General features: G+C 75.1%; 11 protein-coding genes. 2 read left to right on the top strand and 9 right to left on the bottom strand.

The features are described from left to right. Positions 1–32 precede the first annotated feature (32 nt). Together purH and purN are read right to left on the bottom strand one after the other, a co-directional pair. Positions 33–1,601 (bottom strand): bifunctional phosphoribosylaminoimidazolecarboxamide formyltransferase/IMP cyclohydrolase, encoded by a 1,569-nt coding sequence (purH, locus tag AC0VYN_RS03895; protein ID WP_475534783.1) that lies wholly within the window; start codon positions 1,599–1,601, stop codon positions 33–35. Further along, positions 1,598–2,236: a phosphoribosylglycinamide formyltransferase gene (purN, locus tag AC0VYN_RS03890; protein ID WP_385463008.1), complete on the bottom strand. Its 639-nt coding sequence runs from the start codon at positions 2,234–2,236 to the stop codon at positions 1,598–1,600. Before purN ends, purH begins: the two co-directional genes overlap by 4 nt. A gap of 308 nt (positions 2,237–2,544) precedes the next feature. On the opposite strand from purN, the gene AC0VYN_RS03885 reads away from it, so the two are divergent. Further along, entirely contained in the window at positions 2,545–3,336 is a 792-nt protein-coding gene (locus tag AC0VYN_RS03885; RefSeq protein WP_475534782.1) for a hypothetical protein, read from the top strand. A gap of 89 nt (positions 3,337–3,425) precedes the next feature. Here AC0VYN_RS03885 and AC0VYN_RS03880 read toward each other — a convergent pair whose 3' ends face one another. Next, on the bottom strand, positions 3,426–5,120 hold the full coding sequence (locus tag AC0VYN_RS03880) for a cell division protein PerM (RefSeq protein WP_475534781.1): 1,695 nt from the start codon (positions 5,118–5,120) through the stop codon (positions 3,426–3,428). Positions 5,121–5,216: 96 nt separating this feature from the next. On the opposite strand from AC0VYN_RS03880, the gene AC0VYN_RS03875 reads away from it, so the two are divergent. After that, positions 5,217–6,323 (top strand): helix-turn-helix domain-containing protein, encoded by a 1,107-nt coding sequence (locus AC0VYN_RS03875; protein WP_475534780.1) that lies wholly within the window; start codon positions 5,217–5,219, stop codon positions 6,321–6,323. Between the two features lie 77 nt (positions 6,324–6,400). Here the strand turns inward: AC0VYN_RS03875 and sucD are convergent, their stop codons facing one another. From sucD to AC0VYN_RS03845, 6 genes are all read right to left on the bottom strand, one after another. Then, a complete protein-coding gene (sucD, locus tag AC0VYN_RS03870) occupies positions 6,401–7,285 on the bottom strand; it encodes a succinate--CoA ligase subunit alpha (protein WP_386920533.1) in 885 nt (294 codons plus the stop codon). A 28-nt stretch (positions 7,286–7,313) separates the two neighbouring features. Beyond that, a complete protein-coding gene (gene sucC / locus AC0VYN_RS03865; protein WP_451691055.1) occupies positions 7,314–8,495 on the bottom strand; it encodes an ADP-forming succinate--CoA ligase subunit beta in 1,182 nt (393 codons plus the stop codon). A gap of 778 nt (positions 8,496–9,273) precedes the next feature. Then, a complete protein-coding gene (locus AC0VYN_RS03860; protein WP_475534779.1) occupies positions 9,274–10,251 on the bottom strand; it encodes a hypothetical protein in 978 nt (325 codons plus the stop codon). Positions 10,252–10,391: 140 nt separating this feature from the next. Beyond that, positions 10,392–11,561, bottom strand: a complete 1,170-nt coding sequence (locus tag AC0VYN_RS03855; RefSeq protein ID WP_475534778.1) for a vWA domain-containing protein — start codon at positions 11,559–11,561, stop codon at positions 10,392–10,394. Further along, complete coding sequence (locus AC0VYN_RS03850) at positions 11,558–13,990, bottom strand: DUF5682 family protein (RefSeq protein ID WP_475534777.1); 2,433 nt, start codon at positions 13,988–13,990, stop codon at positions 11,558–11,560. Before AC0VYN_RS03850 ends, AC0VYN_RS03855 begins: the two co-directional genes overlap by 4 nt. A gap of 96 nt (positions 13,991–14,086) precedes the next feature. Then, positions 14,087–15,220: an ATP-binding protein gene (locus AC0VYN_RS03845; protein ID WP_475534776.1), complete on the bottom strand. Its 1,134-nt coding sequence runs from the start codon at positions 15,218–15,220 to the stop codon at positions 14,087–14,089. Between the last annotated feature and the right edge of the window lie 13 nt (positions 15,221–15,233).

Genomic DNA, 15,233 nt, shown 5'->3' with positions numbered 1-15,233 from the left:
CACGGCCCTGGTGCGTCGGGGCGGCGCGTGCGTCAGTGGAAGAAGTGCCGCGTCCCGGTGAAGTACATCGTGACGCCGGCCTCCTTCGCGGCCTCCACGACCTGCTCGTCACGGATCGAGCCGCCGGGCTGCACGATGGCCCGCACGCCGGCGTCGATCAGGATCTGCGGCCCGTCGGGGAACGGGAAGAACGCGTCCGACGCGGCGAAGGAGCCGCGTGCCCGCTCCTCGCCGGCCCGCTCCACCGCGAGTCGGCACGAGTCGACGCGGTTGACCTGGCCCATGCCGACGCCGACCGAGGCGCCGTCCTTGGCGAGCAGGATCGCGTTGGACTTCACGGCCCGGCTCGCCTTCCAGGCGAAGGCCAGCTCGGCCAGCTCCGCCTCGGACAGGGCCTCGCCGCTGGCCAGCGTCCAGGTCGCCGGGTCGTCGCCCTCGGCCTGGAGGCGGTCGGCGACCTGGAGGAGGGCGCCGCCGTCGATCGGCTTGACGTCGACCGGGTGGGACGGGCCGTCCGGGCAGCGCAGCACGCGGATGTTCTTCTTCTTGGTGAGGGCCTCCAGCGCGCCCTCCTCGTAGCCGGGGGCCACGACGACCTCGGTGAAGATCTCCGCGACCTGCTCGGCCATCTCCTTGCTGACCGGCCGGTTCACGGCGATCACGCCGCCGTAGGCGGAGACCGGGTCGCAGGCGTGCGCCTTGCGGTGGGCCTCGGCGACGTCCGTGCCGACGGCGATGCCGCACGGGTTGGCGTGCTTGATGATCGCGACGCAGGGCTCGTCGTGGTCGTACGCGGCACGGCGGGCGGCGTCCGTGTCGGCGTAGTTGTTGTACGACATCTCCTTGCCGTGCAGCTGCTCGGCCTCGGCCAGGCCGCCCGTGCCCGCGGTGTAGAGGGCGGCGGGCTGGTGCGGGTTCTCGCCGTAGCGCAGGGTGTGGGCGCGCTCCAGGCTGGTGGCGAGGAACTCCGGGAACGGGGAGTCGTCGGCCGGCGCGTAGGCGGAGGCGAACCAGGAGGAGACCGCGATGTCGTACTCGGCCGTGTGCCGGAAGGCCTCGGCGGCCAGCCGCTTGCGGGCGGCGAGGTCGAAGCCGCCGTCCCGCACGGCGGCGAGGACGTCGCCGTACCGGGCGGGGCTGGTGACGACCGCGACGGACGGGTGGTTCTTGGCGGCGGCGCGCACCATCGACGGGCCGCCGATGTCGATCTGCTCGACGCACTCGTCGGGGGTGGCGCCCGAGGCGACGGTCTCGCGGAACGGGTAGAGGTTCACCACGACCAGGTCGAACGGCTCCACGCCCAGCTCGCCGAGCTGCTGCCGGTGGCTCTCCAGGCGCAGGTCGGCGAGGATGCCGGCGTGCACCTTCGGGTGCAGCGTCTTGACCCGGCCGTCCAGGCACTCGGGGAAGCCGGTCAGCTCCTCGACCTTGGTGACGGGGACGCCGGCGGCGGAGATGCGGCCGGCGGTGGACCCGGTGGAGACGAGTTCGACGCCGGCCTCGTGGAGCCCGCGGGCGAGTTCCTCGAGCCCGGTCTTGTCGTAGACGCTGACGAGCGCGCGACGGATGGCCCGCTTGTTGCTCTCGGCGGTGGCGGTCACTGGATAACTACCTTTCGTCCCTCAATGCGATAGCCGTTGCGGGCGAGCCGCCCCACGACATCGACGAGCAGCCTTCGCTCGACTTCCTTGATGCGCTCGTGCAGAGCGCTCTCGTCGTCCTCGTCCCGGATCTCCACCACGCCCTGCGCGATGATCGGCCCGGTGTCGACGCCGTCGTCGACGAAGTGGACGGTGCAGCCGGTGACCCTGGCGCCGTACGCGAGCGCGTCCCGCACACCGTGGGCTCCCGGGAAGCTGGGGAGGAGTGCGGGGTGGGTGTTGACGAACCGCCCGCCGAACCGCGCGAGGAACTCCTTCCCCACGATCTTCATGAACCCGGCCGAGACGACGAGGTCCGGTTCGTGGGCGGCGACGGCCTCGGCGAGCGCCGCGTCCCACTCCTCCCGCGTCCCGTAGTCCCCGACCTTCCGCACGAAGGTCGGCAGCCCGGCGCGCTCGGCGCGCGCGAGGCCCTCGATGCCGTCGCGGTCGGCGCCGACGGCCACGACCCCGGCTCCGTAGGCCTCGACGCCGGTGGCGGCGATCTCGTCGAGGAGCGCCTGGAGGTTGGTGCCGGATCCGGAGACCAGCACGACGAGGCGCTTGGCTCGCTGGGCCACGGGCTTGGCGGCCACGGTGGGGGCCTTTCTCGGGGGAGCGGGTGCGTGCGGTCGGCCCCCGCATACGCCGGTTCGTAGGGTCCTACGAATGCTTCGCGCCCCGGGATACGGGGAAGTCTACGAAGCGGCCGACCGTCAGCAACGATACCGGCACACCGGACGGCCCCCTCGGGACGGGGGCGGCGCCGGCAGGTAGCGTCTGCGGGGGACCGGACGGGGAACGGGACCTGCGTGTCACGCGTTCACCAGTCGTGGCGCCCGGTTCGTGCCCGCCACGATCGTTGTCGCCAGTTCGCTATCGCCAAGGGGAAGACGCTCACTTGATGCCGGACCGCAGCCTGCGACTGCTCACGCTCCCCCAGCAGTCGGCGCAGCCAGACCAGCGCAGCGCCGTGTTGCTGCGGGAACGTCCCTCCACGCCGTCCGACGCCTCCCCGGACCGGAAGAACGGCGACGAGCAGGGCGGCGGCACCCCCCAGGACGACAACCCGTTCGCCCCGCCGCCGGAGGGCTCGCCGGACCGCCCCTGGCAGCCGCGGCACCCGTCGGACGACGACGGCTCGCAGAGCCCGCAGGGCGAGGGCGGGCGCTCGCCGTGGGGCCGTCAGTGGAGCGACCGCCAGCCGGGCCGCTCCTCCGGCGGCTTCGGCGAGCGGCCCGGCGGCGGCTCCGGCCCCGAGGGTCCGGGCGGCGGCGGGGGCCCGCGCTGGGACCCGACGGACCCGGCCCAGCGGCGCGCCCGCTACGCCCTGCTGTGCGGCATGTGGGCCCTGTTCTTCGCGCTCTTCTCCTGGCCGTACGTGGCCCTGCTCCTCGGCGCCCTCGCCCTGTACTGGGGCATCAGCGCCCTGCGCGCCAAGCCCCGTGCCGCCACCGACCCGGACCACCCGGCCCCGGCCGCGCCGCAGGACGCCCGCCCGCAGCGGACCGCCGCGATCAGTGGCCTGGTCACGTCGTCCCTGGCCGTCCTCATCGTCGCCGCGTCCTTCACCGCGCAGCTCGTCTACAGCGACTACTACACCTGTCAGAACGACGCCCTGACCAGCCAGGCTCAGCAGAACTGCAGCAAGCTCCTGCCGGAACACCTGCGGGACGTCCTCTCGACGGACGACTGACCCGCCCGCAGGTCACCCACCCGTCCGGCGTTCGAGGACGGGGGCCTTCAGCCGCCGCGGCGGGGATCCGGGGGTCCGGCCGGCGCGGGTCACCGCCCTCGGGGCGCCCGGGGCGGCTCCCCCGGCGCGTCGGCGGGCAGCAGGTCGTACGCCTCCCCGCCCCCGGACGACGGCACCGGGCCGCGCCGCCACCATCCCCCCACCGAAACCGAGGGCACCCGCACCCGCACCCGCACCCGCACCCGCACCCGCACCCGGGCCCAGTCCCACCGCCCCTGACCCGAACCGTCACCGGCAGGGGCACCGTCAGGGGCAGCACCGGCCCCGGCACCGGCCGCCTTTCCGGCCCGCCGGCACAGCCACCACCGCCCCACCACCGCGACCGGAACCCCCGCCACCGCCACCCACGCCGCCGCCGCGCCCCCGGCCTGCCACCACACCGGCCCGAACCGCGCCAGCCCCGCGCCGCCGAGCGGTCCGCCCGCCCACGCCGCCAGCAGGGCGACCAGCACCCCGGACAACAGCGCGGCGACCCAGGCCGCGACGACGGTCCGCCGCACGTCCCACGGCTCGACGGCACCCTCGTCCCGCTCCGGGGCCGCCTCCTTCCGCGTCCCCGTCGTGGCGAACCCCGCCGTGACGAACTGCGTCGTGGCGAACCCCACCGCCCCACCACCCACGGCGGCGACCCGCGCCGTGAACCACCCCACCGTCGCCCCCGCCGCCAGCGGCACCACCCCGGCCGCCCAGTGCAGCGGCGTACCGGGCCCCGCCTCCGGCACCGCCGCGAGCAGCGGGAAGGGCGGCAGCAGCGGAGCGGGGGCGGACGCCATCGGTCCCACCACGTTCCCGGCACCGAGCACGAAGCCCGGCCCGAGGCCGTACGCCGCCGCCCAGACGGCCGCGTTCGGCACCAGGGTCACGCAGAGCAGCAGCACGGCGAACTGCCCCGACCACCCCTCGCTCAGCCGCAGGAAGGCCCCGCGCACGGAGTCGCCGTGCCACACCAGCGAGACGGCGAGCAGCAGCGCCCCGCCCCCGACGAACACCGCCGCCCCCGCGGCCGCGGCGCGCGTCGCGGCGCCCAGCCGCGCGTCCGGCTCCACCAGCAGCTCCCGCAGGCTCCGGGGCAGCACGCGCAGCGCCCGCCCCACCGGCCCGCCGGGGCGGCCGAACGCCGTCCACGCGCCCGCGCCGGCCGCCGCCATGACGACCAGCGGCAGGCACACCGCGGTCCGGCTCGGGGAGGGCCGCAGCTCGCCGCCCGCCGCGTACAGCACGACCGGGGTGGCGACCGCGAGGTAGCCGACCACGACGCCGGCCCAGGCGAGGCGCGCGGAGAGGGGGTGCGGGCCGTCGTCCCGGCGCACACCGACACCCGCCCTCGCGCCCGCGCCGACGGCCACCCCGACCCCGTCCCCGGGGTCCGTGGCGTCCCGGGCCGCCCGGTGCACCAGCCACACGGGCGGCACGAGCAGCAGCAGCGGAGTGACACCGACGGGCGCGGGAACGCCGGAGAGCGTGTCGGTGCGGATCAGCTCGGCGCCGTGCGCCAGCACCCAGAGCGCCGCGGCGACGTGCAGGGCGTCGCCGGGCCCGCGGACGGGGTACGGCGAGCTGATCCACAGCAGCGTCACGAGCACGGCCACCCCGGCCACTCCCAGGGCCGCCGCGAACGCGCCTCCCAGGAGGCCGGCGGCCATGCCGGGCGCCCGCTCGTGCCACCGGGTGCGGAGCAGGGACAACGGGGCTCGGCGAACGGTCGTCTGGATCACGCCCGCCATGCTCCCAACGACACGCGCTTTCGCGGCGTAACGCGCGAAGCACCGCTGTGTCGCTCAATATACGTTTATGTACCTTTTCGTCCGAAGGGGTGTCCTGTGAAGCGGAGCCACGCAACCCCGCTCCCTCCTCCCGAGACCCGCCGACGCCTGCGCGAGGCCGCCACGCTGACGCAAGCTCAGCTCGCCGAGCGGGTGGGGGTCACTCGCGAGACGGTCGACGCGTGGGAGAGCGGCCGCGGGATCCCACGCGGCCACACACGGGCGGCGTACGCGAAGCTGCTGGACACCCTGTCCGGCGAAGCGGCGGCCCGGCAGCCGGAGTCCGAGCCGGAGCCGGCCCCGGAGTCCGCGGCGCCGGTGACCGCGGCTGCCGGCGCCGAACCGGCGAAGGCCGAGCCGCTGCCCTCACTGACGCCCGCTCAGGCCTTCGACGCCCTGTACGAGTTCGGCGCCCCCGCGCTCGTACGCCAGACCTACCTGCTGACGGGCCGCCGCGAGCTGGCGCGCGAGTCGGTGGAACGGGCCTTCCAACTCGCCTGGGAGCACTGGCCCGAGGTGGCCCGCGACCGGGATCCGGTGGGGTGGGTCCGGGCGACGGCGTACGAGTACGCGCTCTCGCCCTGGCACCGGTTCCGGCCGCGCCACCGGCAGCCGGAGCCGCCGCCCGCCGACCCCGGCGACCGCACCCTGCTCGGCGCCCTGCTCGGACTCCCCTCTCCGTACCGCCGCACGCTCCTGCTGTACGACGGCGTCGGCCTCGACCTGCCCGAGACGGCCGCGGAGACGGAGGCGAGCACCCCGGCGGCGGCCGGACGGCTGCTGCGCGCGCGTGAGGCCGTCGCCGTGCGGCTGCCCGAGCTGGCCGATCCGGCGGTGCTGCACCGGCGGCTGGCCGAGGTGGCCTCCACCGGGCGTCTGCGGGCGTCCCGGCCACCGACGGTGCGGGCGGGCGGCGAACGCCGGGCGCGGTTCCGGACCCGGGCCGCGATCGCCTTCACGGCCGCCCTGATCGGCACCACGGCCCTGACGCTGCGCACGGCCCCGACGCAGTACGAGCCGCCGGTGCCCCCCGGGCAGGCGGTGCGCGGCGTGCCGGCCAGGGTGGCGCCGGGCGCGCTGTCGGACAGGGAGCTGGAGCTGCGCCAGAGACTGCGCGACCAGCTCCAGGACGGGCCGGAGCGGCTGATGCCCGCCCCCGGGTGAGCGGGACGGCCCCCCGGAACGCCGAGTGGGCCCGCCCCCCGTACGGGAAGCGGGCCCACTCGTGTGGTGCGACCGGCTCAGCCGGCGAGGATCTCGCGGGCGAGCTTCGCCGTCTCGGTCGGCGTCTTGCCGACCTTGACGCCGGCGGCCTCGAGGGCCTCCTTCTTCGCCTGGGCGGTGCCGGACGAACCGGAGACGATGGCGCCGGCGTGGCCCATGGTCTTGCCCTCGGGCGCGGTGAAGCCCGCGACGTAGCCGACGACCGGCTTGGTCACGTTCTTCGCGATGAAGTCCGCGGCCCGCTCCTCGGCGTCGCCACCGATCTCGCCGATCATGACGATCAGGTCGGTCTCGGGGTCGGCCTCGAACGCGGCGAGCGCGTCGATGTGCGTGGTGCCGATGATCGGGTCGCCACCGATGCCGACGGCGGTCGAGAAGCCGATGTCACGCAGCTCGTACATCATCTGGTACGTCAGCGTGCCGGACTTCGAGACCAGGCCGATGCGGCCCGGCTTGGTGATGTCGCCCGGGATGATGCCGACGTTCGACTGGCCCGGGGTGATGATGCCGGGGCAGTTCGGGCCGATGATCCGGGTCTTGTTGCCCTTCTTGCCGGCGTACGCCCAGAAGGCGGCCGAGTCGTGCACGGCGATGCCCTCGGTGATCACGACGGCCAGCGGGATCTCGGCGTCGATGGCCTCGACGACCGCGTCCTTGGTGAACTTCTCCGGCACGAAGATGACGGAGACGTTGGCGCCGGTCTTCTCGATGGCCTCCTTGACGGTGCCGAAGACCGGTACCTCGTTGCCGTCGAAGTCCACGGACTGACCCGCCTTGCGCGGGTTGACGCCGCCCACGACGTTGGTGCCGTCGCCGAGCATGAGCTTGGTGTGCTTCATGCCGGTGGCGCCGGTCATGCCCTGGACGATGACCTTGCTGTCCTTGTTGAGCCAGATAGCCATGGTGTGTTGGTGTCCTCGTCCTGAGTGCTTACTTGGCGGCGTGGGCCAGCTCGGCGGCCTTGTCGGCCGCGCCGTCCATGGTGTCGACGCGCTGGACCAGCGGGTGGTTGGCGTCGGTGAGGATCTTGCGGCCCAGCTCGGCGTTGTTGCCGTCGAGGCGGACGACGAGCGGCTTCTCGACCTTCTCGCCGCGGTCCTCCAGGAGCTTCAGCGCCTGGACGATGCCGTTGGCGACCTCGTCGCAGGCGGTGATGCCGCCGAAGACGTTGACGAAGACGGACTTGACGTCCGGGTCGCCGAGGATGATCTCCAGGCCGTTCGCCATGACCTGGGCGGAGGCACCGCCACCGATGTCCAGGAAGTTGGCGGGCTTCACGTCGCCGTGCTTCTCACCGGCGTACGCGACGACGTCCAGGGTGCTCATGACGAGACCCGCGCCGTTGCCGATGATGCCGACCTCACCGTCGAGCTTGACGTAGTTGAGGTTCTTCTCCTTGGCGGCGGCCTCGAGCGGGTTGGCCGCGGCCTTGTCGTGGAGGGCCTCGAAGTCGGGGTGACGGAACTCGGCGTTGTCGTCGAGCGACACCTTGCCGTCCAGGGCGATGACCTCGCCCGAGGCGACCTTGGCCAGCGGGTTGACCTCGACCAGGAGGGCGTCCTCCTTGATGAAGGTGTCCCACAGCCGGACCAGGACGTTGACGACCTTGTCGGCGACCTCGGCCGGGAAGTTCGCGGCCTCGACGATCTCGCGCGCCTTCTCCGGCGTCACACCGTCGATGGCGTCGATCGGGGTCTTGGCGACGGCCTCCGGACGGGTGGCGGCCACCTCCTCGATCTCCATGCCGCCCTCGACGGACGCGATGGAGAGGAACGTGCGGTTGGCACGGTCGAGGAGGAAGGAGACGTAGTACTCCTCGACGATCTCCGGGGCGGTCTCGGCGATCATCACCTTGTGGACCGTGTGGCCCTTGATGTCCATTCCGAGGATGTCCGTCGCGCGGGCGACGGCCTCGTCCGGGGTGGCGGCGAGCTTCACGCCACCGGCCTTGCCGCGGCCACCGACCTTCACCTGAGCCTTGACGACGGACTTGCCGCCCAGACGCTCGGTGATCTCGCGCGCCGCCTCAGGCGTGTCGATGACTTCACCGGCCAGCACCGGTACATCGTGCTTGGCGAAGAGGTCCCTCGCCTGGTACTCGAACAGGTCCACGCGCTTCCGTCCCTATCAGTGATCTCGCGGTTCGTTGGATGCGTGGGCGTGCCGCGAAGGGCAACGTGACGTCCGCTGTGTCACAAGGGGGGCGCACACGGTGACCGAGCGCGCGGCATGTCCGTCTCGCAGGTTATCGCCGCTCCCCGGGGGTCTCTAAATCGCGGGTCACACCTGAGCGGTGATACCTGTCACATGATGCCACGCTCACTGGCACGGGGTGCCTGGCGTGAGGGGGCGGGCGGGGGTGCGACGGGGGCTGGGAGGAGCCCGGGCGGAGGCGTGACGGCGGCCGGGAGGGCCGGGGCCTGCGGCGGGGTGGAGGACCTCACCGGGTTGGGGTTGACCCGGTGAGGTCCGTGGCGCTCCTCCGGAGGGCCGCACGGGTGCGGTCCCCCGGAGTGCGGGCCGGTCGTTCCCCACCCCAATGGGGATCGCCGGCACCGTCCGCGGGGTCTCGGCCGGACGGGGCCGACGGCTTTCGGCCCTCCGTCCGGTGTCTGGAGCCCCGCGGAGTCTCTCGTCTGCCCCGCCGCCCCTCGCGGTCCCCCGCGCCGCCGGTGGTGCGGGCGCGGTCGCGGCGGGTCGGGCGGGGCGGGTGGCGGCCGGTCTCGTGCCGGGGCGGTGGCGCTCCCCCGCGGTCGCCGCGCCGGGCACCGGCTCCGGGTACGGCTCCGGCGCCCGGAAAGGGCAACCGGAATGGGGAAGGCGTCTCCGACGGCGGGGAGACCTCGCCACGCCCGCGCGGCAGGTCCGCGGCGGGGCGGGGGCGCCGGCGCTAGGCCGGGGAGACGGGGATGTCCCGGTACCGCTCCCGGGTGTCGGGCGCCTCGGTGTGCACGACGGCGCCGGGCACGAGCCGGACCGGTACCCGGTGGTGCGGGGCGATCGCGTGGGCGTCGGCGTGGCGCGGCGGGCCGGCGTCGGCGTCCGCGCCGGTCCCCAGGGCACCGTCGGCGTCCCCGGTGGGTGCCCGGTGCGCGGGGGCGTGGGCGGGGGGCCCGGCCGGGACACCACGGGCGTCGTCGTGGGCGGCGACGCCCGCCTCGCCGTCCCTGTCGAGGCCCGGCCCGAACGCGAGACCGCCGGAGGCGGCCGGGGCGCCGGAGGCGGGCCGGGTTCCGGGGGCGGGCCGGGCGTCGGAGGTACCGGACTCGGCGAGGCCGGCGTCCGGCACGGTCGCGGGCCCCGGCTCCCGCGCACCCGGGGCCGGCCGGACGGGCGGGCCGGACCGGTCCGGCAGGGTGGAGAGGTCCGGCAGCGTCGGCGCGGAGGGCGGCGACGGGGTGGCGGGCAGCGAGGGGGCCGTGGGCAGCAAGGGCGCCGGCTGCGGCAACGCCTCCAGCGGCGGCACTTCCACCCGCACGGCCGTCCCGAGCTCCTCGGTCACCGCGGCCACCACGTCACCGACCGGCCGCACGACCTGGTCCGTCACGGTGCGGACGGCATGCCCGGTGACCGGGCGCAGACCGTCCAGGACCGCCGGTCCGGCGACCCGGCCGGGCCGGGCGTCCGGTGCGGCGGGTGGTGCCCCGGCGGTGCGGGCCGTCCGCGCGAGGTCCGGCGGCACGGCGCCCAGCACCCGGCCTACGGTGCCCGGCACCGACGGCGCGCCCTCGGCCGCCTGCGCCCGCTCCCCGCAGAGCACACCGAGCACGAGGAGTCCGCCCACCAGCAGCGCCAGGCGCAGCGCACGCCACCCGGCCGCCGTGCGCATCACGCGCAGAGCGGCACCGGGCAGGGCTGCTGACGACATCAAGGGGGAGCTTCCTCCCGTGCGGCAGGACGGACGCGCGATCCTTACACGGGACTCCGGAGGTTGCGCAAGCTCTCCGTTACCGATGGGTAGTCATGTCCGTTTTGGTGCCCGGATACACGCCCCCGGACATCGCATCGTCACCCGGCGTCGGGTATCGGCAGCGGCCGCTTCTCGAGTGCCGCCGCCATCACCTCCGGGAAGTGGTCGGGCGTGCAGGCGAAGGCCGGCGTGTCCAGCGCGGCGAGCGCCGCCGCGTGCTCCCGGTCGTACGCGGGCGCCCCCTCGTCGGACAGGGCCAGCAGCGTCACGAACTGCACCCCCGCCGCCTTCATCGCCGCGACCCGCTTCAGCATCTCGTCCCGGATGCCTCCCTCGTACAGGTCGCTGATCAGCACGACCACCGTCTCCGACGGCCGGGTGATGCGCGACTGGCAGTAGGCCAGCGCCCGGTTGATGTCCGTACCGCCGCCCAGCTGCACGCCGAAGAGCACGTCCACCGGATCGTCGAGCTGGTCGGTGAGGTCGACGACCGCCGTGTCGAAGACGACCAGCCGGGTGTCGATCGACCGCATGGAGGCCAGTACCGCCCCGAACACGGAGGCGTGGACGACGGACGCCGCCATCGACCCCGACTGGTCGATGCAGAGGACGACCTCCTTCTTCACCGACCGCGCCGCCCGCCCGTAGCCGATGAGCCGCTCCGGCACCACGGTCCGGTGCTCGGGCAGGTAGTGCTTGAGGTTCGCCGCGATCGTGCGGTTCCAGTCGATGTCGCGGTGCCGGGGCCGGCCGACTCGTGCGCTGCGGTCGAGGGCGCCGGTGAGAGCGGCCCGGGTGCGGGTGGCGAGCCGCTTCTCCAGGTCCTCGACGACCTTGCGGACGACGGCCCGTGCCGTCTCCTTCGTCGTCTCCGGCATCGCCTTGCCGAGGGACAGCAGCGTGCCGACGAGGTGCACGTCGGCCTCCACGGCCTCGAGCATCTCCGGCTCCAGCAGCAGGGAGGCGAGGCCCAGCCGGTCGATGGCGTCCCGCTGCATGACCTGCACGACGGAGGACGGGAAGTACGTCCGTACGTCCCCCAGCCAGCGCGCCACGGACGGCGCGGAGGCGCCGAGCCCGGCCGCCCGGTCCCCCCGCGTCCGCGGCCTGCCGCTCCCGCCGTAGAGCGCGGTGAGGGCCCCGTCCATCGCGGCGTCCCGTCCGGACAGCGCGCATTCGGTGCCGTCGGCCGTGTCCCCGCCGAGCACGAGCCGCCACCGCCGCAGCCGCTCCCGCGCCGCGTCCGTCTCCCCGGTCCCGCTCGTCATGCGTCCACCCCCACGAGGTCGTCCTTGTCCGCGTCCAGGCCGAGCAGCAGGCGCACCACCGGCAGCACGGCGTCCGCGCGCCCGGTGTCGGGCCCGGCGGCGAAACCGGGTACGGCCGATCCGGCCGTCGTCACGGCGCCGCGTCCCTCCGGTCCGCGCCGGACCAGCTCACCGAGGGTGCGGCGCACCCCCGGTTCGTAGGCCGAGAAGGTGCGGCGCAGCAGCGGCAGCACGTCCGTGAACGCGCCCGCCGGTACGCCGGTCAGCCAGGCGTCGACCAGGGCGAGCAGCCGCTCGTCGTGGACGAGGAGCATCCCGCCCCCGGAGCCGCCTCCGACGAAGCCCTCGATCCAGGCCGCCGCGTCCGCCGGAGGTGTCCCCGGTGACAGCACGAGCGCCATGAGCCGTGCCGTCTCCTCCGGCGCCAGCGCGCCGTCGTCCAGCAGGAGCCGCACGGCGCGGCCCCGGACGACGCCGGCCACGGTGTCCCGCGTGGACAGCACCCGCAGCACCGCCTGCCAGCGGGGCCGCAGGCCGCCGTGGCCGGGGCCGGGGCCCTCTCCGAGCAGGCCGACCGCCCCGTGCACGGCGTCCACGTGACGCCGCATCTCCTCGGCGGCGTCGGCGTCCAGGGCGGCACAGGCCGCGGGGAGGCCGACGAAGACGCGCTCCGCGAGTCCCGCGGCGACCTCGGCCAGCGCGCCGGTGTCGGTACCGCGCACGTCGCCGTAGCGCAGCGCGCGGACCAGGGCGGGCAGGGCCTGGGCGAGGTGGCCGACATCCGTGTCGAGCGCCGCGCGGTCGGTGAGGACCCGCATGACCGTGGGGAGCGCGTCCGGCAGTCCGGCCGGCAGGCAGCGCTCGGCGAGGGAGGTGACCTCGGCGAGCCCTTGGGCGGCGAGGGCGTCCGCCTCTGCCCTGGCGGTCGCGGCGGCGAGCACGGTGGTGCCCCACACCCCGGCCTCGGCCACCCGCACGGACAGCTCGGGCTCCCACCGCAGCCGCCAGGTCTCCCGGAACGTGCCCGTGCTGCTCCGCGAGCCGGCCGGCTCGCCCCATCCGATGCCGAGCAGCCGCAGCCGGTGCAGCAGTCTGCTGCGGCCCGCGTCGGTCTCCTTGCGCAAATCGAGCTCCAGTTCCCGCTCCCGCGCCTCCGGTTTGAGCCGCAGCCGCCGCTGGAGCCGTGCGAGGTCGCGCTGCAACGGCACGGCGGGTGCCCCCGCCGGCACCTCCCCCAGGGCGTCCCCGACGACCATCCGGTCGTGCACCAGGGCCAGCGGTACGTCCGAGCCCTCGCACATCACCGCCCGTACGGCGTCCGTGGTCTCGCTCAGCCCGGGCAGCGGGCGGCCGCGCACCACCGCGAGGGTCTCGGCCAGCCGTACCGCCTCGATGACGTGCGCCGGGGAGACGGTGCGGTCCTCCTCCCGCAGCAGTCCGGCCACCTTGGTCAGCCAGCGTTCGACGGGCCGGTCCGGGGCGCCGAACAGATGCCCGTACCAGCCGGGCGAGTCGATGCCCGCCCCGTACCCGCCGGCCCGGGACAGCCTGCGGTGGGTCCAGGGGACCCAGGTCATGTCCACCTTGGTCCTGGGCAGCCCCTTGAGCAGGGCCCGGTCGGCCGCGACGGTGGCCCTGCGGCGCAGCGCGGGCACGTGCCAGGCCCCGCACACCACGGCCACGCCCGCCTCGAACTCGCGCTGCGCCGCCCGCACCTGGAGCCGCATGTACGCCTCCCGGACGAGGTCGCGGTCGCGCCCGCCGTCCGGCTCCGTCTCGCGCAGCGCCCCCATGGCCTCCTCCAGCGCGGTGAACGGCGCGAACACGTCCCCGTCTCCCGAGCCCCGGTGCTCGACGACGTCCTCCCACCACCGCTCCGGGTCGTCGTGGCCGGCGGCCTCGGCGAGGGCGGCCAGCGGATCGGCCCGCACGCCGGAGCAGGCGTCCGGCGCGCGCCCCTCCCCCGGGCCGGTCTCGCCCGCGGGCTCCGCCTCCGGGCCCGGCTCCCCCTCTGCCGGACTCGGCTTCCCCTCTTCCGGACTCACGGCCGGCGTCCCGCTCCCGGGGGTGTCCCACGCCAGCGTGTGGGCGGCCGGGAGGTCGATGAAGCGGGCCGGCACGTCGTGTTCCAGGGCCCAGCGGACGGCCACCCACTCCGGGGAGAACTCGGCCAGCGGCCAGAACACCGAGCGGCCGGGTTCGTCCACGGCGTGGGCGAGCAGGGCGACCGGCGGTCGCATGTCCTCGTCGGCGGCCAGCGGAACGAGGGCGTCGGCCTCGGGCGGGCCCTCGATCAGCACGACCCCCGGCCGGGCCGCCTCGAGCGCCGCGCGGACGGCCCGCGCCGACCCCGGCCCGTGGTGGCGCACGCCCAGCAGCAGCGGACCGTCCCCCGGCTGCCACCCGACTGCCCCCTCAGTGCCCGTCACACCGTCCCCCTCGCCTCCGGGACCAGGTCGAGTCCCCGTCGTCCCCCGCCGGTACGGCGACCGGGAGGGCCGCCCGCGACCGCGTCCGCTCGCCGCTCACGCGCTCACCTCCCGGCAGGCCCGGTAGAAGTCCTTCCAGCCGTCGCGCTCGCGGACGACGGTCTCCAGGTACTCCTGCCAGACGACGCGGTCGGCCGCCGGGTCGCGGACGACGGCGCCGAGGATGCCGGCGGCGACGTCGCCGGAGCGCAGCACTCCGTCGCCGAAGTGGGCGGCCAGCGCGAGGCCGCCGGTGACGACGGAGATGGCCTCGGCCGTCGACAGCGTGCCGCTGGGCGACTTCAGTCTGGTGCGCCCGTCGGCCGTCACCCCGTCGCGCAGCTCGCGGAAGACGGTGACGACCCGCCGGATCTCGTCGACGCCGTCGGGCGCGGCCGGCAGGTCGAGGGACCGGCCGATCTGGTCGACCCGGCGCGTGACGATGTCGACCTCCGCCTCGGCGCTCTCCGGCAGCGGCAGCACCACCGTGTTGAAGCGGCGGCGCAGGGCGCTGGACAGGTCGTTCACCCCCCGGTCGCGGTCGTTCGCGGTGGCGATCAGATTGAAGCCGCGGACCGCCTGCACCTCCTGGCCCAGCTCCGGTATCGGCAGGGTCTTCTCCGACAGGATGGTGATGAGTGTGTCCTGCACATCGGCCGGGATGCGGGTCAGCTCCTCCACCCGGGCGGTCGTCCCCTCCGCCATGGCCCGCATGACCGGGCTGGGCACCAGGGCGTCGCGGCTGGGGCCGTGGGCGAGCAGCCGCGCGTAGTTCCAGCCGTAGCGGATGGCCTCCTCGGGGGTGCCGGCCGTGCCCTGCACCAGCAGCGTCGAGTCGCCGCTGACGGCGGCCGCGAGGTGTTCGGACACCCATGTCTTCGCCGTCCCGGGCACGCCGAGAAGGAGCAGCGCGCGGTCGGTGGCCAGGGTGGTGACGGCGACCTCGACGATGCGGCGCGGTCCCACGTACTTGGGGGTGATCACCGTGCCGTCGGGCAGCGTGCCGCCGAGCAGGTAGGTGGCGACGGCCCACGGCGACAGCTTCCAGCGGGCCGGGCGCGGACGGTCGTCCTGCGCGGCCAGCGCGGCGAGTTCGGCCGCGAAGGCGTGCTCGGCGTGCGGCCGCAACGCCTCCGCCGCTCCCCCGTCGCGGGTCGGATCGACGGGCGTCGGTTCCACGGACACGGACATGGCGAGTCCCCCT

This window comes from Streptomyces sp. 63XJN7_1_ISO-PGPR-S23-121 (assembly GCF_056173025.1).
This window is presented reverse-complemented; position numbering and strand designations above follow the sequence as displayed.

Bases quoted from the DNA above. Each gene is read 5' to 3' on its own strand.
- AC0VYN_RS03885 (WP_475534782.1), top strand. From the start codon at position 2,545: ATGCCGGACCGCAGCCTGCGACTGCTCACGCTCCCCCAGCAGTCGGCG.
- AC0VYN_RS03880 (WP_475534781.1), bottom strand. From the start codon at position 5,120: ATGGCGGGCGTGATCCAGACGACCGTTCGCCGAGCCCCGTTGTCCCTG.
- sucD (WP_386920533.1), bottom strand. From the start codon at position 7,285: ATGGCTATCTGGCTCAACAAGGACAGCAAGGTCATCGTCCAGGGCATG.
- AC0VYN_RS03860 (WP_475534779.1), bottom strand. From the start codon at position 10,251: ATGTCGTCAGCAGCCCTGCCCGGTGCCGCTCTGCGCGTGATGCGCACG.
- AC0VYN_RS03855 (WP_475534778.1), bottom strand. From the start codon at position 11,561: ATGACGAGCGGGACCGGGGAGACGGACGCGGCGCGGGAGCGGCTGCGG.
- AC0VYN_RS03845 (WP_475534776.1), bottom strand. From the start codon at position 15,220: ATGTCCGTGTCCGTGGAACCGACGCCCGTCGATCCGACCCGCGACGGG.